This is a genomic window from Cupriavidus sp. 291-E7 (genome assembly GCF_057798835.1).
The window spans coordinates 23,877-45,345 of the sequence record NZ_JBYOJV010000021.1 but is presented as its reverse complement, the minus strand read 5'-3'; the positions used below and the strand labels follow the sequence as shown (position 1 = coordinate 45,345).

The following is a 21,469-nucleotide window of genomic DNA, read 5'->3' as shown; positions in this document are numbered from 1 at the left end:
CTTTGGGGTTCCTCCGCTCCATGCTAGGTGCGAGTCTCCATAGGCATCGCTAGTCCAGACCGGCCGAAAAGCGACGTCGCGTTATCCCTAACTCTTAAGCGGAGGCAGGAACGATTGCGACACCAATATTCCCCGAACGAGTGCCACGATCGTGTGCGTTTTGTCTATCGACTGAACAAAATTCACGAGCACGTCAGCGGCGTTCAGAAGGCCTGCGATGCGATCATTAACGTACTTTCCGCCGTCTGGGGTGTACATGGCGAACGCCTCGTGGAAGGTGTGGCAAGTCTGTTCGAATCGTGCAGCACAGTTGGCGTCGTGTAGGAGAGAAATTGGCGCCTTAATGAGAATGTTCGTCCTCATCCTCGTCGTCATGCGGCGCGACCCCCTCTCGGGATTTTTTGAGCCACATCGTGGCGAGATCGGGGTTTCGCGGCACGCCATGACCTTCGCGATAGGCGCGACCCAGCGCCGCCTGCGCGATCGGATTGCCGGCGTCCGCAGACCGCTTGAGCCAGCGTACGGCTTCCGGCAGATTTTTTTTACGCCGTGACCCGCCTCGTAACTTACGTACATCTCGTACTGCGACTTGGGCGCGCAACGGTCTTGCGCCGTCGCGGTCTGCTTGTACCAACGGAAGGCTTCGGCATAGTCCTGTTTCACACCGCCAAGGCCACCCTTATAGAAATCGCCCAGCATGCATTGGGACACCATCGAGCCGCCCTTTGCCGCCTTCTCAAACCATCGGAAGGACAAAGCGAGATCTTTCAATGCGACGCTGTTGCCATTGAGGTACAGAAACCCCAGTTCGGCTTGCGCCACCGTATGGCCATGCTCCGCCGACTGCGTCAGGTACTGGAAGGACTTGCGCAGGTCGAATGCCTGTCCGGTAGTCCCTTTGTAGTACTGCGAAACCTTGTACTCTGCCTTTCCATTTCCCTGCGCGGCCGCAGCCGCATACAGGTCCTGCGCTTTCTTCCGGTCCAGGGCAACGCCGGAACCGGTGAAGTATCTGCGTCCCAACTCAAACTGAGCTTCTGCGTTACCACGTTGCGCCAGTTCGGATAGGGCGGTGACCGATATGGAGCCGGTCGGCGTGACACCGTCTTTCCGGGCAGCATCCGAGACGGTGCCTTGCGCATACCCGGCGACCAGCAGGGAAGCCAGGAACAATGTGTGAAGTTTTATATGCATCCTGCTCTACCTTGTCCTCGGCTCAATGAAGCGAGCGACGAAGACTTCTAATGCTGACGGCACTCGGGGCGTTCCCGCCCTGGGTGCCTTGGTATTCCTAGCAGGGGCCGAGTCTGACGTGACCCCTTGCAAGGAACTTACTGGAACGTCTGCGTGACGTCGGTCGGGACAACGATCTGGCTATCAGGCGTCAGAGAGATCGTCACCGTCTTGCCCTTGGCAATCGATGCGAGCACAGCCTGTGCATCGGCCAACGAACCAAGACGTTGAGTGCGCAGCACTTCAGGCGGGTGGAACGTACCCTTCGCAGCGTGGATCGATTCGACCGGACCGCCGTTATAGGTCACGTTTGTACCGAGCCCCGGACTGGCTTGGGTCAGCCCTTGTGGCAAGAAGCCCTTGTAGCCCGAATCTTGAACGTCGATGTAGACCTGCACATAGAACCCGGTCGGGTCATTGGTAAAGGTATCGGATGCGCTCGAGACACCGTTGGCCAGCAACGGGATTTTGGGGTTCTTGTTTTGCGCAGCCGTAAAGCCCTGGATGATACGGCCGCCATCGAGTATGGTGGCCTTCACGCCGGCGAGCCCGCTTTCACGGCCCGGCTTGAACGGCCCCGACGTCTCAAGACTCCGGTACGACGTGTTGGCAGTGTCGCTTGCCTTGTATGACACGACCGAACGGCGTTTCTCCAGTTGGTTCTCGAACTCGCTCATCAGGCCAACACCATTCACCTTGGCGGAATCCGTGACGCGAGAGGTCAGCGCATCCATCATGGTCAACTGCTGACCGGCGTTCGACGGATTACGGTTGTAGGCCTTCAATCCTTGATACACCTCAACAATCGGATACTGATTGGTATGCTGAGGCGAAACAAAGTCGACATCAACCATGTTCTGGAGGTAGCTGAAGCCATGCTGGAAGCCCAGGCGCAGCCAGCCGTTGGTGGCAGTCGGCTTTTCGAGACCGTTGAAGCCATAGCCACCGTGATAGCCGAACGTGTAGAACTTGCCGTCAGTCGGGTTCTTCACCTTGAACAGCATATTGGTGGTGCCCGGCGTATGGCCTGGCGACCAGATCACCATCACCTGCACGTTGCCGAAGTCATACCACTTGTCGTACTCGTAGAAGTTCGTCGTTCGCGCCCGGATCACCGTCTCCGAGGCCGGCAACGCACCGGGGATATTCCAGGTATTGCCCTGGCCATCGGTGGTCACGCCCTGCACGTCTTCCCTGGAGCCCCACAGCTTGATCTGCTTGCCTGCGTTGTCCATCATCTTGAGCTGCTCGACGATGGTGCCGTAGTGGTCAATGTGGCCGTGGGTCAGCCAGATGTCGGTCACGGAACGGGGATCAATTCCCACCATTTCCATGTTCTTCCAGTACTGGTAGCCGCTGTTGGGCCAGCCGGCGTCCACCTTGATGACCTTGTCGTCGGACGGGTCGTTGGGTGTGCCCATGTCGGCCTTCAGGACGTACGACGCTACTTCGTTATCGCCCACGAAGTACATCGTGTTCTTCACGATTTCGAAAGGCTCGGTGCTCCGCGTGTACGGAGCTGACGTCGGCGTCGTCGCATTGATACTGACATACGGCTGGCCCGACACCGGATCGTTGCCTTTGGTCGCCAGCAGCGGACTTTGCGTCGGCACTTCCCAGACCGGCTTGCCATCTGTCGTCGATTGGGGCGTGAAGTACCAGATTGCAACAACCTTAGCTCCCCCCGCGTTCTGGTAGTTATTGTCGAACAGCAGATAGGCCGCCTGGCGCGACGTCGTGCCGTAGAAATAGTCGGCAGTCACCGGAATCGACCCATAGTCCGAAACGGTACTCTTCGAATAATCCGACGTGTTGATGTTGTACACCTTCACGTTGGATGCAAGGTTGTACGTTTCTTCGTAGCGCTTGATCGGTGTCGAGTACGGACGTCCCGCCATGTCCGCAAGCACCATATTGCCGTCGCCGACCGTGATCGTTCCCGGCGTCTTCCCATAGATCCAGCCCGCCGCCACCATCTGGCCCGGCTTGTCTTGGTATCGGGAAACAGACGGGCCGTACTTGGCGAGATTGAACTGCGCTGCAGCGGAGTTTCCCTTCGCCAGGATGACGTTGAATGCTTGGCCCGCGTCTGCGGGGACCGTCGCAGTATTGGCGGTCGTGCCCGGAATCCAGTCCACCAGGTTGCCGGGTACCAAATCTGCCTTGATAGCGGCAACAGCATCCGCGGACGCGGCAGGCGCCGAGATGGTCTGCACGCCATTCTGGGTCATGATGCTCGCCTGAACGATCTGGCCGCCAGAACCGTCGGTCGTGACAGCGGGTGCGCTGTAGACGAGACCAGCCAGCCGGAACGAATCGCCGGACGGCGTGGGATTAGATGTCCCCGGCGGATTGGACGTTCCAGGATTCGACCCGGTAGGCGAATGGTCATCGCCACCACCGCAGCCGAACAGGGTCATTGCTGCAGCTAATGCAGTTAAGGCCTGCCAGTGCCTTTTTTCGATCGCCATGAGGTCTCCTCGTTGGTTTAGCGGATCTGGTTATGCAAGCGAAAACTCACGGCGCGGCGTGCGGCTACCCGCCCCTTCAAAGCGCGCCTGTATTTGTAGTTATGAGTTGAGTTCTCCCCTCGCACCGGACATCGGGGAGAACTAGAAGAAAAGACCCAGCGCAGTCTCATCCACCACGGTGCATCTGCGCTGGGGACAGCCTGACGCTACGGCAGGCGAGTCAGAGAACCATCGGCCTGGCGCTGGTACTTCGAGAACATCTCGCTCCACAGCTTCTGGGCCTCACTCTCATGCCAGAAGTGGGGCTGATACTCCGTGACCTGCCAGCGGTATTCGGCGACGCCGTTGTTCCAGATCTGCGTGACCTTCCGACTATCGAGCTGAAGCGTAGGGACGCCACTATTCTTGTTAACCGTTTCCCGCCAGAACACCTGCGCTGCGGCTTCTCCCGCGGTGCCGCCAGGGAAGTCAGTCGGCACTTCGTCCGCCCCGCGGCATTGCCACGTCGGCAGCGGGACATCCGTACGCACGATTGGATTCGTGTAGTTGGCTGGGCTCAGATGGCCGGAGTAGCACGGTGCGATCGCGGCGAAGAGCTGCGGATACTGCACGGCCATCCGGTTGGTAAATGCAGCGCCCATCGACACGCCATTGAGATAAATACGGGTCGGGTCGACTGCGTACTTGCTCTCAAGCTCGGTGATGAGCGACAGCATGTAGGCCACGTCCGTGTTGGTGGTGGCGATGTCGTTTGTCCACGTTGCGCCTTGACCTTGCGGGTACACAACTATGAAGCCGTTCTGCTCGCCGATCTCTTGCCAGCGCGTTGTCACGGCTTGCCAGTGCGCCGAACCATTGCGGCCATGGAGGTTGAACACCAACGGGATCTTCTTCCCGCCGGCCGTCAGCGCCGCGTAATTGCTCGGCAGATAGGTCAGCCAGCGTCGCGGCGTGCCGGGGATGAACTCCTTAGTTGTGTCGATGAGTTTCATTTCGTGATCGCGCAGCAATGGCATGCAGGCGTGTGGTTGGCGGCGAACTGCACCGGCACATTCCTCCTTGCACAGACGCATCTGCTGGACTATCGAATTGCCACAACGACCTGGTGGCTTATGCAGCGGTTCCGCGCACGCTTTCCCTTTGTGGATCTTCAATTGCATCCCGTTATCACCGAGATGGATCGTCTTATCTGTGCGGGCGCTTCAGCGTCCTATCTGCTACAGGCCATTCGGGTCGTCGAGCGCTTCTCCGGAAGAGTAGTCGCCGCACAGACAGCAAAAAGCATGCTGATCGACATCAGCCAGTCCACGCAAACACCGTACCTGCCGCTTCTTTCGGAAAAGGAACATGCCGACTCGATTGTCAACCGGGCTCAGCACTGGCTGCAAAGAAACATGCAGAAGGAAATCGGCATCTGCGATATGGCGAAGTCCTCGCCGTCAGCGAAAAGACCATCGCCAGACGCTTCCGCTCGGCCCTAGATATGACTCCTGTCAGCTACCTTCAGAATCTGCGGCTGGATGCGGCCCGAAAACTGTTAGAACTGGGAGATCTGAGCATCGATCAGATCTCGAGCCAAGTTGGCTATACCGACGCCAGCTCCTTCTCACGTCTGTTCCGCGAGCGAATAGGCATGAGCCCGAGCGCCTATCGCCGCAGATTTGTAACTGCAGCCTAGTTCGGATGCGCTGATCAATCAACTGGCATTACGATTTATATATATTTTCACATACTAACTTGGCCGATCAATCGACGCGGTCGCCCTCCTATGCCAGCAACAACCACGGACCTCAAAGGGCAGCAGACGACTGCATCCATACTTTATGAGCGTATTCGTTCGGACATCATTCGCGGCGAACTGCAGCCTGGCCAGAAGCTCAAGATCGTAGAACTCACGCGACTCTATGATGTTGGGGCCATTCCGTTGCGTGAAGCTTTGTCGCGGTTAGCGACCACAGGCTTCGTGGAAAGCCGTGACCAACGCGGCTTCGCTGTCCGTATGGTGTCGGCGTCGGAACTAACCGATCTCACTCGTGTACGGCTCTTGATCGAACCGACTGTGTTGCGTGAGTCCATTGAGAATGCGGACAAAGAATGGGAGGCACGCTTGACTCAGGCTTACCACGAGTTGGGGAGGTATCGTATCTATGCAGATAAGAATGCACGTAGGATCAATCCCGATTGGGAGGCAGCGCACGACCGCTTTCACAAGGCGTTGTTTTCCTGCTGTAAGTCACCTTGGCTGTTAAAACTGACAGATGAACTTCGAGACCAAACTACGCGCTATCGGCACATCTCAGCTGGCGCCAGTGAGAGCCCCCTGCGTAACATCACAACCGAACACAAAGAGATTTTCGAGGCGGCCATCCAGCGCCGGGTGGAACTCGCAGTCGTGCTCTCCTGCGAGCATATTGCTCGAACGACATCGATCGGGGTAGCTGAGCTACCAACTGGATTGAAGGCACAGCGTCGCAGCGCTTCCGATGTGCGTTCCCACGCGAGCGTTACGCCACTCGCATCCCCTTGATGTTGTGCTGTCGTAGCCGATGCCTTGTTTCCAAACGCAACGCCGAGTTGCCTTACGCCATCGTCGCGACCGAATTCAACCCGGATCTCAAGGCGGTCAACCACTCACACCTCAATCGCACCAGCTCGTATGACAACGGTCGGATGCACGTTAACAGCGGGCATTGTGCAATGCACGAACGCTACGGCACCGACCGCTCTCTACGAACCCTGCACGACCTTCTATGCGAACGCCTGGCGGATGGCCCTTCTCGCCGGGACATGCCCTGAGACATGTGAAACACCACCCGTTCACAACTCAAGGGGGAGACTTGCGCCGGCAGGTATGGGTAGGTCTCTCGGTAACGAGAGTTGCAGAAAATCCCTGGCCGTGACGGAGGTCACTGCAACCTTCCAATCCCCCACTACCGAGAGCCAAGTACGCTGGCGACAACCGACTAGGGCTCTTGCATTCGCTTCACGTCGACGATCCACTTCCTAAATGCAAGCATCTGATCTTGTAGAAATTTGAGCGTAACGTCATCCAGGCAACGACCATCGGAGTCAAATTTATCTGCGGCGTGGCCGACAAATACCTCGGGCTTTTGCAAGACCATTGCATTCATGAAAAGAAGAATACGACGCACGTCGTACTGAACCCGCGCCCCGCCTGTCGGGCCGGGGGTAGCCGACAGCAATGCGACGGGTTTTCGCGCTAGGGGCTGGTCGCTACCCCGGCTGACCCAGTCAAGCACGTTCTTAAACACGCCTGGCACCGAGAAGTTGTACTCAGGCGTCACAATCAACACGCCATCCGCACGCCCGATCTGCTGGCGAAGAGCGAGCACCTCCTGCGGGAATCCCTGCTCAAGCAAATCGCCGTCAAAGGGCGGAATGTTTCGCCACTCTGCCGTTTCAAAAGAAAGATCGGCCGGAAGTAAGCGCGCCGCCTCCAGCATCAGCTGGCGATTGATCGACCCATTTCGCAAACTTCCACACAAGCCGAGAATTTTGAGTTCACTCATGATTCGAAATCTCCCTCGCGAGTTTCCAAGTGCCCCTCGCATCTGGCCAGACCGCAAGATGGTGCATTCGGATGAACGCTTCCCGGCCCTTGAAGTGCGCCTCTGGCCGTCGCACGCCACGCGCCAACGCCCGCTCGCCTAGCAATAAGCCCCCGAAGGACCTCCGACCGCAGAGCCGGTCCCTTCGAACCGGAGGATCGGTGCCCTGTATTTGATTACATAGAACCGTTGTTCAAACTTGGCGAGTTTGCTGGAAGAAACTCTCAGGAACTTCGGGCCCCCACGTCCAAAGCTGATCATAGGTACCCTCGACAGTCGTCGCCGGTACCGTGTTGTCATAGAGATCGCCGTCCGCATAGTGCTCTACACGGAAGCCATCTGGATCCCACCAGTAGTCGAAGACCTGGCTGCCCAACACGTGCCGGCCCACCCCCCAGTGCAGACGATGGCTTCTGGCCTTCATCCACTCGTGGCCCATGTAGACAGAATCGATATCCTGCAACTCGAAGGAGATGTGATGCACGGTGGCCGGATCTGCCTTGGCCACCAGCAGCGAATGATGGTCGCTTGGCGTGTCGCCGTGGTCCCAACGCATGAAGAAGCCGATGTACTCGCTGCGGGTGCCGGGCACTAGCATCGCGTCAGAGACGATCATGCCGAGATGACGCTCCATCCAGTCCTTGCCCGCCACAGGATCCGGCACGCCCAGGGCCACATGCCCCAGGCGCAGGATCTGGGCGGGCTCGCGGGTCGGCCGCTGGGGGATGTTGATGCGCGACTTGCGAATCCCCTCATTGAGTGACAGGGCCGGCCGGATCGCAAGTGCCGCTACGTCCGCGATGCCATGGACCAGTTCCAGCCTAAGACCGCCGGGCATGGTGACTTCGACGCAGCACCCGCCGCCAGGCCGGTCGAGCGCTCGAATCGCCGAGGCCCCGGCAATCTCCGTCGCGCGCTCCAGATCCTGAGAACTCTCCACTTCGATTCCGATCGCCTTCAATGAGGGTTCATCCGAAGGCTCGGCAATATATAGGTAGGGATCGGTCAAAGCGCCGCGAAAGTACGCGATGCGGTCAGACTCTGGCCACTCCACGGGCAGCAGGCCGAAATCGAGCATGAACGCTTTGGTCCTGGCCAGGTCGCTGACACCGTAGACCACGTACTTCACGTCACAAACCTTGATCATGTCCTTATCTCCTTTTCTTTCTTTTGAACTGCGAATTGCCGCCTGGCACGCCGCACAGGCCCGAGAAGAGACACATCTTTCAGGGGCGGCGCGTATGGCTGCCGGCCTATGCTTGCCTAGCGCTCCGAGAGACGATCGGGCTGGAGATCGCGCCGATCCCCTCGATGGCCACCTCGACCACTGAACCCGGCTTAGCGTAGACCCTGGGGTTGCGGCCGAAGCCCACGCCAGACGGCGTGCCGGTGGCGATGAGGTCGCCCGGGTTGAGCGTGATCGTGCGTGTAATGAATTCGATGATTCGCGGCACCGAGAACACCATGTCGGCCGTGGTGCCGTTCTGCATCAGCTCACCGTCGACCTTGGTAGTCAGGCGTTTATTGCTCGCGTCGAAGGCATCGGCGGTCACGATCACCGAGCCCACGACGCCGCTGTTGTCGAGGTTTTTCCCGATCGCCCACTGCCCCGTGCTGAGCGTCATGCTCTGCAACTGCGAGGCACGCCCGCTCAGGTCGTTGAACACCGTATAGCCCAGCACGCCGCGGGCCGCTTCGTCCTGGTTCGCTTCGAGGAGAGTGCTGCCCACAATGGCGGCGAGTTCGACTTCCCAGTCGATGCCATCGGGCTCCGACTGCGGAACCGGCACAGGCGTGCCGGATGGCACCAGCGTCGAGGCCCAGCGGGCGAACAGGTTGGGAAATGACGGCGTCGGCAGCCCGCCTTCCTTGCCGTGCTCGACGTAGTTAATGGCAACGCAAATGATCTTCGCACTCGCCGGGACGGGCACGGCAAGACGCACGTCGGCAAGGCGCAGCGCGCCACCGCCGGCGACGCGCGCTTTCGCAAGCCAGCTAGCCGTGTCCGCGTAGAAAGCGTCCAACGAAGTCAGAGGCGTGAGCAGGTCCCCATTGAGCACGCCAATGTGGACAGCCGCTTGAGACACGGCATCTTGGGGATGATAAGCAACCAGTTTCATGAGGGACATTGGTGGTTCTGAAGGTGAATGGAAGCGTGACCGCGCGTGATCAAGTTAGAAAAATATATATAAAAACTGATAAGAGCGAAACGTATTTCAGCCATCCGAAACGTAAGTGTTTAACCCCTAAATCGTCATTTATCATGAGAAAAATGGATCTTTTGCAACAAAAACCGCGAAAGGAGGATCTTTTATTAGGTGCACGACGCGACGGTAATTTTTCACTTTTGTAGATATATTTATCGTTGCAGCGCGGCAGAAAGTACCGACCATCGCCCACCATGGGCGGCGCCGATCCGGTGACGTCAGGCGCTCGCGTTGAAGGCAAGCGACACCGGTGCAGACTGTTGGTCAGGTTCGGGCCAACGCTGCGAGACCGTCTTGAGCTTGGTATAAAAGCGCGCGGCATCCGGGCCGTACAGGTGGGACTCGCCGAACTTAGAGCGGCGCAGCCCGCCAAAATTGAAGTAGCCCACCGGTAACGGCACAGGCACGTTTACGCCGATCATCCCTGACTCGATCTCAGAGACGAAGCGGTGCGCGGACTTGCCGTCGCGGGTGAAAATCACCGAGCCGTTGCCATAGTCGTGCGCGTTGGTGATGGCAATGGCCTCGTCGAAGGTTGCAGGGCGCATGATCCCGCGCGCCGGACCGAACACCTCTTCCTTGTAGAAGGTCATATCCGTCGTGATTCTGTCGATTAGAGTCGGCCCGACGTAAAAGCCATCTTCGTGGCCCGCGACCTGGATGCCGCGCCCATCCAGCACCAACTCGCCGCCAGCTTCGACGCACTCTGCGATGGCCCGTTCCACAGCAGCCTTCGACTGCGCGGAGACAACGGCACCAAAGTCAGCCGTGGGATCGTTGTACGGGCCGACCTTGAGCGCATTCACCTTCGCCACCACCAACTCACGCAGACGCTCCGCCGTCCCCTTACCCACAGGCAACAGCAGAGAAACAGCCATGCAGCGCTGGCTTGCCGACCCATAGCCCGCCGCGACGAAGGCACTGGCCGCTGACTCCAGATCGGCGTCTGGCATGACCACCATATGGTTCTTGCCGCCGGTGAAGGCGACCACCCGCTTGTTGTGGGAAGTTCCCTTCTGGTAGATGTATTCGCCTACGCCTGTCGAGCCCACAAAGCTGACCCCTGCAATGCCCGGATGCTCAAGAATCCCGTCAACGATCTCCTTGTCGCCTTGGACGACGTTAAAGACCCCATCTGGCAAGCCGGCCTCCTTCCAGAGCCGGGCGAAGATCAAGGCGGCACTCGGCACCTTCTCCGACGGCTTCCAGACGATGCCGTTGCCCACAGCGACCGCCATTGTCATCATCACGGCCGGAACCATGATTGGAAAGTTGAACGGGGTGATACAGCCAACGACGCCGATCGGCACTCGCAGCGAATAGACATCGATGTCGCCACCCACGTTTTTCGAGAACTCGCCCTTCGTCACGTGCGGAGCATTGGTGGCAAATTCGATGGCCTCGATGGCGCGGCCAATCTCACCCTTCGCATCCGCGATTGTCTTGCCGTGCTCCCGGCCGATCACCTCGGCGAGTTCGTCCGTACTGGCGATCATCAGTTCGCGCAGCTTGAAAACGACAGCCATGCGTGCGCCGTGTGAAGTTTGTCCCCAGCGCTTGCCCGCCTCGGTGGCAGCGGTGACCGCGCGATCGAGCGTCGCCCGGTCGGCGAATGCGCAGCGCGCGATCTCCTTGCCGGTCGATGGGTTGTAGATCGGCCCAGATCGTTCGCCGAAATTGGCTTCGATCTTGCCGGTGATGAAATGTCCAATGATTTGCGTCATGTCTGTCTCTCGGGAAATGTTGTCGTGGATATTGATTCGGCAGCGCATCAGTCAGGCTGAACGCGGCGCCAGCATCTGAAAGATGCTGGCGAAGTCCAATTTGCCGTGCCCCTGCGCGCTGTGGAGGGCGAACAGGTTGCGCGCCAGCGCACCGAGCGGCACGGTGGCGCCGGCCTCGACAGCTACGCCGAGTGCGAGGCCCAGGTCTTTGAGCATCAGGTCGGCTGCGAAGCCGCCGGTGTAGCCTCTCGAGGATGGCGAGGTATCCACCGTGCCGGGGCACGGGTTGTTCGTCGCGAGACACCAGTTCGCACCGGAACTACTGCCGATGATCTCGGAGAGCACCTTGGGATCGAGTCCTTGGGACACACCCAGCTGTAGGGCCTCACTGTTCCCGACCATGATGATCCCCAAGAGCATGTTGTTGCAGGCCTTGGCCACCTGACCAGCGCCGCTACCCCCCGCATGCAGGATCTTCTTACCCATCCGCTCCAGGACCGGGCGGGCCCGGTCTATCTGCTGCGGCGTACCTCCGACCATGAAAGTCAGCCCGCCGGCCTGGGCCGACAAGGTGCCGCCAGACACCGGCGCGTCGATCATGTCGAGCTGGCGCGACGCGGCAGCCGTGGCCAGCTCGCGTGAAACCCCCACGGAAATCGATGAGCTATCAATGAGCAGCGCACCATCCTTGACCCTGCGCAACAGGTCGCCTGAGCCCAAATAGAGGTCACGGACATGCGCGGAAGTGGGCAGCATCGTGATCACCACGTCGGCACCGGCTGCTGCCGCGCTCGCGGACTCAGCCTTCGCTCCGCCCGCTGCGACGAGCGATTGCATTGCCGGCGCCGAGAGATCGAAGCCGCTGACCGAGTATCCCGTCTTGGCCAGGTTCAAGGCCATGGGCAGACCCATGTTGCCCAAACCGATAAAGGCTATCTGCATTAGAAATACCTCACTGCGTGTAACCGGCACGTTAGCGTGCAGACCGTTGTTGTGTAGCAGTCGATCACAGCTTCTTAACTAGCGGGCATTGGGACTTGCTAAGCGGTTGGAACACGGTTTCACTGGGAATGGTAGCCAACACCTTGTAGTAGTCCCAGGGGCCTTTCGAATCCTGCGGCTTCTTCACTTCAATGAGATACATGTCGTGGACCACCCGACCATCCGCCCGAATGCTGGCATTGCGCATCACGGCATCGCGTATCGGAAGCTCGCGCATCTTGGCCGCCACCACATCCGCCGCATCGCTCTTGGCGGCCGCGACGGCCTTGAGGTAGTGCAAGACACTTGAGTACACACCCGCTTGCACTTGATTGGGCTTAGTCTTATAACGCTGCTCGAAGCGGGCTGCGAACGCGCGCGTCTGGTCATCCAGGTCCCAATAGAAGCCCTCCGACGAAGTCAGCCCTTGCGCCACTGGCAGCCCCATGGCATGGACATCCGTGATCTGCAGGAGCAGCGCAGCGATCTTCTGCCCCTTATCGACGATACCGAACTCGCGCGCCGACTTGATCGTGTTGATCGCATCCTGGGTCGCATTCGCAAGGCCGATCACCTGCGCCTTGGAGGACTGCGCCTGCAGGACAAAGGACGAGAAGTCGCTGGCATTGAGCGGATGACGCACCGCCCCGATCACCTCACCTCCGTTGGCCTTGACCAATTCTGTCGCATCCTTCTCCAGTGAGCGCCCAAAGGCATAGTCCACGGTGATGAAGTACCAAGACTTCCAGCCTGCCCGCGTGATGGCGGCAGCGGCACCGGCGGAGGCCGAGTACGTGTCGTACATCCAGTGAAAACTGGTTGCCGAGCAGTCTTCGTTCGTCAAGCGCGACGTGGCGGCGCCGTTGAACAGACCAACTGCGCCCTTCTCTCGCATCAGCTTCTGCACCGACAGAGCGACGGCGGAGTTGGTCAGGTCGGCGAAGGCGTCCACATGATCGCGATCCAGCCACTCCCGGGCACGGGACGAAGCAACGTCTGCCTTGTTCTGGTGATCCGCCGTCAGGACCTCAATCTTGAGCCCCTTGCATTCGGTCTTGAGGCAGTCCTCGATCGCAAGGTTCGTGGCAATCACGGATCCCCGGCCACCCAACGTGGAGTACGGCCCGGAGAAGTCGGTCAGAATTCCGATTTTGACAACGTTGTCGGAGATCTGGGCCTCTGCCTGAGCACCGAGTGTCAGAACAAGCGCCGACAAAGCCGTTCGAAGAATGACGAGGGTTCTCATGCTTGTCTCCTTTTATTCGAATGAGAACCCGTATGCTAAATTCACATTTTTGCATCTAGTTATGCAAATATATGATCTTGGCTTTGTGTTTTTGCATAACCAACACTGACGCAAGCATGAGCAAATTCAACTGGGACGACTTCAGAGTCTTCCTTGGCGTTGCGCGGGCAGAGTCTGCGTTAGAGGCGGCTCAGTCCCTGGGCATCGACCAATCGACCATCTCACGGCGCCTGCACCGACTGGAGCAGGTCATGGGGGCCAAGCTTTTTGACCGCAGCTCGCAGGGACACCGACTGACGAGTGCGGGCCTTCGCCTGCTGGACCATGTGGAGAAGTTGGAGAGTACTTTCACGGCGGTGGAGGCCGACGTGTACGGCGACAGTGTGGCGTTGACCGGAGAGATCCGACTCGGTGCCACGGAAGCATTCGGCAGTTACTTCCTGGCCCCACATCTGGCGCACTTCTGCACGCGGCACCCCGCCATCACCGTGGATCTGCTTCCCATGCCTCGTAACATCAATCTGTCAAAGCGTGAAGCCGACGCGTCAGTAACCATCGACAGGCCCACCGTTGATAGCTTTGTCACAAGTCGGCTGACCGACTATCGCCTGCTTCCCTACGCGTCGCCAGAATACCTGCGGTCCCACCCGCCAATCCGGAACGTTGAAGACCTAGAGCAACACCGGTGGATCGACTACGTTGACGACCTCATCTTCGCCGATCAGCAATTTAGCCTGCGCAAATGGCTACCCACCGTCACCCCCTTCCTGCGTAGTACCAGCGTGATCGCACAGCTCCAGGCCGTACGTTCCGGTCTAGGCATCGCAGTTCTTCCATGTTTTCTCGGTAACGTGACGGAAGGACTTATGCCGGTTCTTCCAACCAAAGTCGACATCACGCGTACCTTCTGGATGGTTGCACCACGAGAGCGTCGCGAACTGGCAAGGATTCGCGCTCTATGGGACTATCTTCGAAAAGTTACCTCAATCAATGAGGAATTCTTGATGGGCAAGTCAACCCGCATCGTGTTTGACTCGAACTGAGCAAACACGCGCACATGCTTGTTCGACCTGCAACCTGACCTACTCAGTGGCCGCATGGACTGCCGACGCCACGGTTGGGAACCAGCCGAGGGACTGCAAGCGCGCGAAGTAGTCGTAGTCCGCATTAAATCTGCCACTTTTTCGACAATAAAAGTGTCACTTTGGGACAAAAATGATCCGATTGTCCGTCAAAGCCTTGCTGGGCAAGCGTTTGCGGCGCGCGAAATGATTGTGTCTCTGGACGCGATCAGCGTCTCGTGGACGAGTGTCTCAACCGCTGCACCAAAAAAGCACTGTCGGACTTTCGTTCAGCTGCAAACGCCCGCCCAACCTGCCGCGCGCGCTTGACGTCATCGCTACGCAGATAGATCGAGGTGGTCGAAATCGACGCGTGGCGCAGGTTGTCGCGCACCGCGCTCAGCTCGACCTCCTTGGCAAGCGCGTGCGGGGCGTGAGTGTGACGCATCCAGTGCGGCGTAGCGCGACGAAGCTTTTCGGCCAGCGGCGGATGATCGCTGGCCAAGTTCTCCGCGGCCAGCCGGAAGAACCGCCGCATGACTTCCCACAGGCGCAGTGCTGTGATGCCGGACTCGCTCCCGTTCAGGCTGCCGACCAGCGGCGTCGCGGGATTCCAACGGGCGCGGCTGACCGGCAAGCTGCGCTCCTGCAGATAGCGCGCGAGGGCGACGCGCGCCAGCGGTGTCAGAGTAACCTTAGCTGGCTTGTCGCCCTTGCCAACGACATGCAGCCAGTGGTCGCCGGCGGCGTCGACTTCGACGTTGCGCAGCGTGGCCCGGGTCAATTCGCTGATGCGCAGGCCCGTGGCATACCCAAAATCCGGCAGGAAACGCAGCCTTTGCGCTGCTGGCCCTTCCCATCCGTACGACCATTCCAGCCCCTCGGCAATGGCTCGCACCAGCAGCCACTCCCCTTCCGTGAAGGCGTGGGTCGTCGCCACCGCCTTGGCGTTCTGGCTGCCGCGCACCTTGATGCCGGCAAACGGGTTGGCGACGACGTAGCGCTGCTCGACCAGCCAGCGGAGCATGGCGTTCAGCACGGCGAGCGCCTGCGCCACCGAGCGCGCAGACAGATTGCCCACGAACGGCCGACAGTCTGGCGCCGAGCGCGGCCGCGGAGGTCCGACCCAGTGTTCGCGCGGCGACGGCTTGCGCAGGAAGGCGCGTACTCGGTGGCATCCTTGGTGGTCAGCGACGACAATGCCTTGCCGCGCGCGACAATCGCCCACAGGATTAGCCGTTCGGCCTCCTTGCGATAGGCGCGCTGCGTGGCCGGGGTTTCATGCAGGGCGAGCCAACCCTGGATGGCATCGTAGTCGTTGTCCGCGCCGAGGATGCAACTGGACGCGGGCGCGCGGAACGCCCCGGCCGAGCCATCGACGTCCTGGGGCACGCGCAGGATTTCCCACGGGGCGACCTCCGACCGCTGCCCGGCAACGACCAGCGCACGGGCCCGCTCAGTGAGCACGGGGTGCGCGGCAAAGAACGCCTCGATTCGCTTTGCACTGGCCGGACCGAGCCCCGGGATGGCGGTCCACCATTGTCGTCGGCGCGGGATGCGCACGGTGAGATCAGCCAAAGTCCGGATTCCCGCCGCGTGCAAGAACTCGACTGCACGTGCCCGCAGCCAGCGTGCGACGTCGTCGCTAATCTGCGGCGTCGGAAAGGGTAGCGCGCGCAACGTCGCAGTGCCAAAGTTCACCCCCCTCAACCGCATCAGGCAGTACGCATGGCCTTCTATCCTACGTAGGCTTCGAAGTGCCGGCGCGTGAGCAATCTGCGAAATTCCGCCTTCATCGGATGCGCGGTGTCTGGCGACCAACGCTCGCCGCCATAGCCCGCCCGACAATTGCCGCAGCGGTAGGGCGACTCGAGCAAGCGGATATTCAGGCGAAACGGCGCAACATACCCACAGCGCCGACAGTCATCCTGCAGCGGCCGGCGATGCGCGGGACAGGCGATCACGCATTCCATCTGATGCAACACACTGTGATAGCCGCCCTCCAGCAGGCACGCATGACAATAGCGAAAGACGTTGCTGTACCGTCGCCGATGGTTCGGCTGCACCAGCGCCTCGCGCAGGGTCTTGAGCGGTACTGCAAGATTGTCGCGCAGGCGAACGACATCTACCAGGCCAAGCTGCGGCACGACGCCTTCGTACGGGTCGATATCCGCTCCCAACAGGCGCGCGACCAGGTGGCCTGATATTCCATTTGCCCGCTCGAACTTCCACAGGATCGAGACCAGCGTTTCGTGAGGGGCGATCCACTTCCTCTTGAAGACATAGCCCATCGCAGGCGTCAGCCGACTTTCGTCCAGCGTGAGAATCGGAAAGTGTTTGCGCCCCAGGTCCGGCAGGTCAGGCTGCAACGAGTACATGGCCGGTGGCGTGACGGGATTGCACGTAGCCGCAGTGTTGCACCGCGTAGGTCCACAGCGATAGCTCCGGGCAATACCACGGCACGTCCCGGATCTCGCTATCCTTGAGCAAAATCTCCACGGCACGCGAGAACGACTCCATGGGAATAGCCGCCGATTTGCAAGCACAAGATTTCGTTACCCCAAAGATTGATGGAGTTCGCCGCCTCGCAGAAATCCATGAGCACCCCGATACTAAAATTCGCGCCGACGTCGTACGCGCGGCCTTTGAGACCGTCCGCTTCTTCTGGGAAATGTGGGAGGAAGACAGCGTCGGCGACACGCGCGTAATGGACCTTCTCAAGTTCCCGCTCGCGTTTGGCAATCGTGAGCTTCGCGCGTTTGTTACCGCCTGCTTTAAGACCCACAGGATGAGCCTCGTCGAAGCGGCAGTCGCACTCATCGACCGTTGCCGTGAGCATGGGCCTATCCCGAATCTTTCTGACGACGATCTGGGCGAGCTGGCGGTTATGTGTACGACTGCGACTCGATCATTTGCGACGGTCACGGATCCTCGCGTGATTCAGGAACGCAGCTTCGTTCGGCTCGCCCGCTACCTGGCACGCAAAGGACATCACGCACATACCCGGTCCTTCGAATACTTCCTCAATGGCGTGTACCAAGTACCCACTGGCCGCGGCACCCTTGGTGGCGGCTGGGGCGAGCATGTTGTGCCACTGGCATACATCCGAAAGCACTGTGTCGAGCAAATTGCCGCGGGAGCTTCGTATGCGGAGTCTGCGGCAGATATCAAACGCTTCCTTGCTATCGTCGACATCCTGCCCGAGCAAAGCGCGATGCTCGATAGGAGCGCGGAGTCTGGTGGCTTTGGACTGAAGTCCGGCATGCCAGATGCCTGGTGCCCAAAAACGGGCGACATCTACGCACGGTTGGTGCTGGCCGGCATCGAATTCACACGTCCGAACTAAGTCCCGTAAGCGCTTCTGTTGGGCAAGAAAAAGCGCGCCTGGGACCCGAAGGAAGTCAGACGCGCTTACGTCGGTGGCCCGGGATATACCGATACTCGGGCGATCCCGAAAGGCCGATAGCCGGGTAGTCGCCTCTGGCGTCGGCAAGTCCTTGTGCATGGATAACCCCGAGGGCTGAAGCCGGTCGCGCCCACCCCACGGCCGTGTGTCATATGCCGGCTGTGGGTTCAACCGGTCATCCGGCCTCGCGCTTTCCGATGACTCAGAAGGGGGTCGATCTGAGCCGTCTGGCTTGGGCTCGACAAGGCGCAGGTTCGCCTGCGGCGCCAGCCGGCCTGAGAGATTGCTAACGAAGATCGTCGGCAAATGTGGCGTCGACAAAGGCACACAACTGCGTCAGGTCCGTCCTGGCATAGGCCGCCGTGGTCTGCACGAAAGCGTGGCCGAGCAGTGCCTGGGCGGCGGGCAGCGGCACCTGATGGTCAACCACCAGCGTGCGCGCATACAGGCGTCGCCCGATCTTTCGCACACGACGGCGGCTCCAACGATGCAGGTCATCCCAAAACACTCCCGTGCGCACCATTCGCCACACCGCTGCCGCTCGCGCGTTTCAATCCGACACACCCCTCAAAGGTAGGGTGGCTGCAGTGTCGGCCCTCTGCATAATCCAAGCGCCGCCATCGCGCGCGCCATTGATAACTAGAAGGTCCGGGGAGGAAGGGTATGAAACGACTCACGATCAAATCGTCGAGAGCGCTGCTGTTCGCCATGTTGTTGGGCGCTCTGGCAGGTAACGTTGCTGTGGCAGAAACCGTCTACATCACGGCTCCGAAGTTCGAGCCGGTGGCACTGCCCAAAGATTCGTTCGACGTCAAGCAAGTGCTGGGGTTCTGTGAGACTAATAACAAGAGCTACTACTCGACACTGATGTCTGTTGCCTACGTGCCGGGTGAGTTCAATCGTGGACACCTAGATGGACTCGCTGAAGCCTTCGGGGCGCAAATCCAGCAGAAAGAGGGTGTTCGCGTCCGAGAAGGGACACGCTGTTGGCTTCGTGAGAGCGAAGCAAGTTACGACGCGTACGTAAAGAAGATCATCTCCGAAAACAAGTCGGCCACACTTATCGACATGAAGGGCGCGACGAAGGATATGTCGCTGATGGTTACCCTGCGCGTGCAAGGTCTCATGTCAAACGACTCGTACGACGCCTACTACCATTCCGAGGTGGTACGCGTTCCTGCGTATCCCACCGCGGAGCAGATGAAGCGCCTCTACGAGCAGATTAAGCAGAAGGTCGGCGTCCAATCCGACAAGACATACGCCGGCTACATTGACACCACTACCGACGGCGCGAAATTGCAGGAACTGCGTGAGAACCGTCTACAGCATTATTCGCACAAGTATCACGCGCTCAACTGGCGTCCAGGTTACGTACTGACCAAGGAGGACCAACGCCGCCAACAGGAAGAGGAACGCCAGGCCAAGCTCGCTGAGCAGAAGAAAAAGGCTGAAGAGGAGCGCGAGAGGAAGATTGAAGCCGAGAAGGTGGCGAAGGCGAACGCCGAGCGCGAAAAGCAACTGAAGGCCCAGGAAGCACAACGCTACTGGGCGGAAAAGCGCGAGGCACTCAATCGCGAGATCAACGAACGCGCGAAGCCCGCTCATGCCGCCGCCGACAACGCAGTGCAGAAGCAACTTGCCGCGGCGCTCCAGACCCCGACAAAGCCGAAGGAAGCTTTCCATGAAGCAGTGATCGTCTGCAAGACAATGAACGAGAGGGGCGCCTTCAAGTGCGAAGGGCCAAACGGCTCGATGGGCGGCAGTCCGTCGAGCATTTCCGGCTATCGTTCCCCGCAGGAGCTGGTAAGCGTGAACATGGTCGCTGGCTGCCCTGAGTTGCGGCCGATCAAGTCGAGCGGGCGCGAGCAGGTATTCGGCTGCGGGTTTGCCGCGACGGGCGCGAACAACGCACGTGACATCAGCCCCGGCGATCTCGGCGGGCGCAAGACGTTCTACTGCCAGCCAGGCCAGTTCAGTTGCCGCGATGAGTCGCCGACCGAAGTTGCCAAGTAACGCCATGACCGCACTTACGAAAGGCACGCCCATGCTGAATGCCACCCGGTTGTCGCGGAACCTGCCGCGAATCGCCACCCTCGCCGTCGTCGCAGCGGTCTTGACAGGCTGTATGACGGCTGTACCAAGCTACCGTGGAAGCGCCGAAATGCGCACCACAGCCGATAAGCTCCGAACCACGGACGACGCCGAGATCCATCGCCGCTTCGGGGCTCTGGCTGACCTTGCTGGAAAATCCTGGGTTTCTGGCGACTCGATGCTGGACGCCCGGTGGGTAGTGCCGGGATCCGTTTTGAGCCTCGTGGAAGGGATTTGCTCGGCCCAGGCTTGTTCGCGGGAGTACCTTGTTCAGTACAACAGCTACCTCAGCCGCCTAGAGTTCGTCGGACGCGGTGATGTCCTCGTACTCACGGGGAAAGTGGAAAGCGATGGCAGCGTGAAGACACAAGGCGATCTTGGCGTTTCACACATATGGGCGTTCAACTCCTCCCAAGGGACGTTCACGAAGACTTTCACCGTTATGCTGGAACGCACGGTTTACAAGGCAGTAAGCCGTGAGCAGTTGCTAGCGATGTACCCGTACACGAAGCAGAATCACGCAGGCCTGCCAAACGCTGATTTCACTCAGACCATCGGTGCGGCAACATCGCCGGCCGCGTCGCTGTCGGCCATCCAGTCGGCAAAGGCTGGCGCTCCGGCGACAGTCCAGACCCAGCCGCTTACGTCGAAGCAGGCAACCGACAGGCTGACGTCGGGCTTCCCGACGGTGCCGCGTGGCGCGAGCCTTCACGGGAAGGTCGTAAGCAGTAAGGACGCTCCGGCGGCGCTGTACGTGTTCGATGCCAAGGCCGGCGAGAAGCTCGATATCACTGCGACGGCAGCAAAGTTCAACCCGAGTTTGGCGATCTATCGAGGGGCGGACCAGCAGCGAATTGACGCACAGGCTGGTCAGAGTCCACTGACTTCGACGCTGAACATCAAGCAGACCGGGACCTACCTGGTTGCGGTGTATAGCGCGGACCCGGGCAAAGGCGGCGACTTCACGTTGGAAGTGACCATGCGCTTCCCCGTGACGGATCCGAAGCTGACGCGCCCGGTCGCCCAAAAGTAGTTGGGCCTGCGGCCTGGCTCCTAAGCCCAACGGCAGGTGCCTGCCCTTGAATCCGGTACGCGTGAAATGGTGGCGCGCTTGAAGGTCGAACAGGCTGGCTGGGCGGAGTTGGCCAAGGGCAGCCATCTGAAGTGAAGCACACCCTCGATGTAGCTGGCGCGATACGGCACGTGTACAGATCCTGCGCGGCGTCGACGGCGCCCAGCGGGCATTGTCAACTTGGGCAAAAGGCCTTCGCAATTTCGCACTGGTGGAGGCGTCCGATGAAAGGGGCCACTGCCCGTTGCCGCGCCGAATTCTGTCACTTGGCTTCGCTGGTACGAAGGGCAGAGATGGGTCGTGAACGGCCTTCGGCGCGCCCCTATCGCTCGACGGGAAGTGCCGCGTCCGACCATCGTTTGGCTGTAGGACTCGCCGCGCTACAGTCATCCCGATGAAGGCGCCGCC

At 59.8% G+C, this 21,469-nt stretch carries 18 protein-coding genes and 2 pseudogenes; 7 read left to right on the top strand and 13 right to left on the bottom strand.

Going from position 1 to position 21,469, the window contains the following annotated elements; genetic code table 11:
• Positions 1-87: 87 nt before the first annotated feature.
• From AC3FLX_RS27740 to AC3FLX_RS27730, 3 genes are all read right to left on the bottom strand, one after another.
• On the bottom strand, positions 88-1,194 hold the full coding sequence (locus AC3FLX_RS27740) for a tetratricopeptide repeat protein (RefSeq protein ID WP_488700536.1): 1,107 nt from the start codon (positions 1,192-1,194) through the stop codon (positions 88-90).
• 137 nt (positions 1,195-1,331) lie between these two features.
• Positions 1,332-3,704 carry an MBL fold metallo-hydrolase gene (locus AC3FLX_RS27735; RefSeq protein ID WP_488700535.1) on the bottom strand — a complete coding sequence of 791 codons (2,373 nt, stop codon included), beginning with the start codon at positions 3,702-3,704 and terminating at the stop codon, positions 1,332-1,334.
• Between the two features lie 206 nt (positions 3,705-3,910).
• Positions 3,911-4,696, bottom strand: coding sequence for a CE1 family esterase (locus AC3FLX_RS27730; protein WP_488700534.1), 786 nt, complete (start codon positions 4,694-4,696; stop codon positions 3,911-3,913).
• Between the two features lie 3 nt (positions 4,697-4,699).
• On the opposite strand from AC3FLX_RS27730, the gene AC3FLX_RS27725 reads away from it, so the two are divergent.
• The 3 genes from AC3FLX_RS27725 to AC3FLX_RS27715 all read left to right on the top strand — a co-directional run bounded on the left by AC3FLX_RS27725 (position 4,700) and on the right by AC3FLX_RS27715 (position 6,231).
• Entirely contained in the window at positions 4,700-5,185 is a 486-nt protein-coding gene (locus AC3FLX_RS27725; protein WP_488700533.1) for a helix-turn-helix domain-containing protein, read from the top strand.
• 2 nt (positions 5,186-5,187) lie between these two features.
• Positions 5,188-5,382 carry a helix-turn-helix domain-containing protein gene (locus AC3FLX_RS27720; RefSeq protein ID WP_488700532.1) on the top strand — a complete coding sequence of 65 codons (195 nt, stop codon included), beginning with the start codon at positions 5,188-5,190 and terminating at the stop codon, positions 5,380-5,382.
• A 90-nt stretch (positions 5,383-5,472) separates the two neighbouring features.
• Positions 5,473-6,231, top strand: a complete 759-nt coding sequence (locus tag AC3FLX_RS27715; protein WP_488700531.1) for a GntR family transcriptional regulator — start codon at positions 5,473-5,475, stop codon at positions 6,229-6,231.
• Between the two features lie 436 nt (positions 6,232-6,667).
• Here the strand turns inward: AC3FLX_RS27715 and AC3FLX_RS27710 are convergent, their stop codons facing one another.
• The 6 genes from AC3FLX_RS27710 to AC3FLX_RS27685 all read right to left on the bottom strand — a co-directional run bounded on the left by AC3FLX_RS27710 (position 6,668) and on the right by AC3FLX_RS27685 (position 13,431).
• Positions 6,668-7,234, bottom strand: a complete 567-nt coding sequence (locus tag AC3FLX_RS27710; RefSeq protein WP_488700530.1) for an NADPH-dependent FMN reductase — start codon at positions 7,232-7,234, stop codon at positions 6,668-6,670.
• Between the two features lie 232 nt (positions 7,235-7,466).
• The gene (locus AC3FLX_RS27705) at positions 7,467-8,420 is read right to left on the bottom strand and encodes a VOC family protein (RefSeq protein ID WP_488700529.1); all 954 of its coding nucleotides are present in this window, start codon (positions 8,418-8,420) and stop codon (positions 7,467-7,469) included.
• Positions 8,421-8,526: 106 nt separating this feature from the next.
• Positions 8,527-9,393 (bottom strand): fumarylacetoacetate hydrolase family protein, encoded by an 867-nt coding sequence (locus AC3FLX_RS27700; protein WP_488700528.1) that lies wholly within the window; start codon positions 9,391-9,393, stop codon positions 8,527-8,529.
• A 305-nt stretch (positions 9,394-9,698) separates the two neighbouring features.
• Positions 9,699-11,204 (bottom strand): CoA-acylating methylmalonate-semialdehyde dehydrogenase, encoded by a 1,506-nt coding sequence (locus AC3FLX_RS27695; protein ID WP_488700527.1) that lies wholly within the window; start codon positions 11,202-11,204, stop codon positions 9,699-9,701.
• 51 nt (positions 11,205-11,255) lie between these two features.
• Entirely contained in the window at positions 11,256-12,176 is a 921-nt protein-coding gene (gene mmsB, locus AC3FLX_RS27690) for a 3-hydroxyisobutyrate dehydrogenase (RefSeq protein ID WP_488700526.1), read from the bottom strand.
• A gap of 34 nt (positions 12,177-12,210) precedes the next feature.
• Positions 12,211-13,431: an ABC transporter substrate-binding protein gene (locus AC3FLX_RS27685; RefSeq protein ID WP_488700525.1), complete on the bottom strand. Its 1,221-nt coding sequence runs from the start codon at positions 13,429-13,431 to the stop codon at positions 12,211-12,213.
• 116 nt (positions 13,432-13,547) lie between these two features.
• Between AC3FLX_RS27685 and AC3FLX_RS27680 the strand changes: the two genes are divergently transcribed.
• Positions 13,548-14,474, top strand: coding sequence for a LysR family transcriptional regulator (locus AC3FLX_RS27680; RefSeq protein ID WP_488700524.1), 927 nt, complete (start codon positions 13,548-13,550; stop codon positions 14,472-14,474).
• A gap of 247 nt (positions 14,475-14,721) precedes the next feature.
• On the opposite strand, the pseudogene AC3FLX_RS27675 reads toward AC3FLX_RS27680, so the two are convergent.
• From AC3FLX_RS27675 to AC3FLX_RS27665, 3 genes and pseudogenes are all read right to left on the bottom strand, one after another.
• A pseudogene (locus AC3FLX_RS27675) lies at positions 14,722-16,346 on the bottom strand (site-specific integrase); the annotation flags it as partial.
• Positions 16,229-16,870 carry a TniQ family protein gene (locus tag AC3FLX_RS27670; RefSeq protein ID WP_488700523.1) on the bottom strand — a complete coding sequence of 214 codons (642 nt, stop codon included), beginning with the start codon at positions 16,868-16,870 and terminating at the stop codon, positions 16,229-16,231. The gene AC3FLX_RS27670 and the pseudogene AC3FLX_RS27675, both read right to left, overlap by 118 nt.
• Positions 16,851-17,012 carry a hypothetical protein gene (locus tag AC3FLX_RS27665; protein ID WP_488700522.1) on the bottom strand — a complete coding sequence of 54 codons (162 nt, stop codon included), beginning with the start codon at positions 17,010-17,012 and terminating at the stop codon, positions 16,851-16,853. The genes AC3FLX_RS27670 and AC3FLX_RS27665 overlap by 20 nt, the downstream gene beginning before the upstream one ends.
• On the opposite strand from AC3FLX_RS27665, the gene AC3FLX_RS27660 reads away from it, so the two are divergent.
• Positions 17,011-17,838 (top strand): hypothetical protein, encoded by an 828-nt coding sequence (locus AC3FLX_RS27660; protein ID WP_488700521.1) that lies wholly within the window; start codon positions 17,011-17,013, stop codon positions 17,836-17,838. The genes AC3FLX_RS27665 and AC3FLX_RS27660 overlap by 2 nt on opposite strands.
• A 346-nt stretch (positions 17,839-18,184) precedes the next feature.
• On the opposite strand, the pseudogene AC3FLX_RS27655 reads toward AC3FLX_RS27660, so the two are convergent.
• Positions 18,185-18,352 (bottom strand): annotated as a pseudogene (locus AC3FLX_RS27655) (tyrosine-type recombinase/integrase); the annotation flags it as partial.
• Between the two features lie 209 nt (positions 18,353-18,561).
• Between AC3FLX_RS27655 and AC3FLX_RS27650 the strand changes: the two are divergent.
• Both AC3FLX_RS27650 and AC3FLX_RS27645 read left to right on the top strand, forming a co-directional pair.
• Positions 18,562-19,911 (top strand): cell envelope integrity TolA family protein, encoded by a 1,350-nt coding sequence (locus tag AC3FLX_RS27650; RefSeq protein WP_488700520.1) that lies wholly within the window; start codon positions 18,562-18,564, stop codon positions 19,909-19,911.
• Between the two features lie 4 nt (positions 19,912-19,915).
• The gene (locus AC3FLX_RS27645) at positions 19,916-21,022 is read left to right on the top strand and encodes a hypothetical protein (RefSeq protein ID WP_488700519.1); all 1,107 of its coding nucleotides are present in this window, start codon (positions 19,916-19,918) and stop codon (positions 21,020-21,022) included.
• The last annotated feature ends 447 nt before the right edge of the window (positions 21,023-21,469 follow it).

Coding starts and splice junctions, on each gene's coding strand:
- AC3FLX_RS27740 (WP_488700536.1), bottom strand. CDS start 1,194: ATGCATATAAAACTTCACACATTGTTCCTGGCTTCCCTGCTGGTCGCC.
- AC3FLX_RS27735 (WP_488700535.1), bottom strand. CDS start 3,704: ATGGCGATCGAAAAAAGGCACTGGCAGGCCTTAACTGCATTAGCTGCA.
- AC3FLX_RS27730 (WP_488700534.1), bottom strand. CDS start 4,696: ATGAAACTCATCGACACAACTAAGGAGTTCATCCCCGGCACGCCGCGA.
- AC3FLX_RS27720 (WP_488700532.1), top strand. CDS start 5,188: ATGACTCCTGTCAGCTACCTTCAGAATCTGCGGCTGGATGCGGCCCGA.
- AC3FLX_RS27715 (WP_488700531.1), top strand. CDS start 5,473: ATGCCAGCAACAACCACGGACCTCAAAGGGCAGCAGACGACTGCATCC.
- AC3FLX_RS27710 (WP_488700530.1), bottom strand. CDS start 7,234: ATGAGTGAACTCAAAATTCTCGGCTTGTGTGGAAGTTTGCGAAATGGG.
- AC3FLX_RS27705 (WP_488700529.1), bottom strand. CDS start 8,420: ATGATCAAGGTTTGTGACGTGAAGTACGTGGTCTACGGTGTCAGCGAC.
- AC3FLX_RS27700 (WP_488700528.1), bottom strand. CDS start 9,393: ATGAAACTGGTTGCTTATCATCCCCAAGATGCCGTGTCTCAAGCGGCT.
- AC3FLX_RS27695 (WP_488700527.1), bottom strand. CDS start 11,204: ATGACGCAAATCATTGGACATTTCATCACCGGCAAGATCGAAGCCAAT.
- AC3FLX_RS27685 (WP_488700525.1), bottom strand. CDS start 13,431: ATGAGAACCCTCGTCATTCTTCGAACGGCTTTGTCGGCGCTTGTTCTG.
- AC3FLX_RS27680 (WP_488700524.1), top strand. CDS start 13,548: ATGAGCAAATTCAACTGGGACGACTTCAGAGTCTTCCTTGGCGTTGCG.
- AC3FLX_RS27670 (WP_488700523.1), bottom strand. CDS start 16,870: ATGTACTCGTTGCAGCCTGACCTGCCGGACCTGGGGCGCAAACACTTT.
- AC3FLX_RS27660 (WP_488700521.1), top strand. CDS start 17,011: ATGGGAATAGCCGCCGATTTGCAAGCACAAGATTTCGTTACCCCAAAG.
- AC3FLX_RS27665 (WP_488700522.1), bottom strand. CDS start 17,012: ATGGAGTCGTTCTCGCGTGCCGTGGAGATTTTGCTCAAGGATAGCGAG.
- AC3FLX_RS27650 (WP_488700520.1), top strand. CDS start 18,562: ATGAAACGACTCACGATCAAATCGTCGAGAGCGCTGCTGTTCGCCATG.
- AC3FLX_RS27645 (WP_488700519.1), top strand. CDS start 19,916: ATGACCGCACTTACGAAAGGCACGCCCATGCTGAATGCCACCCGGTTG.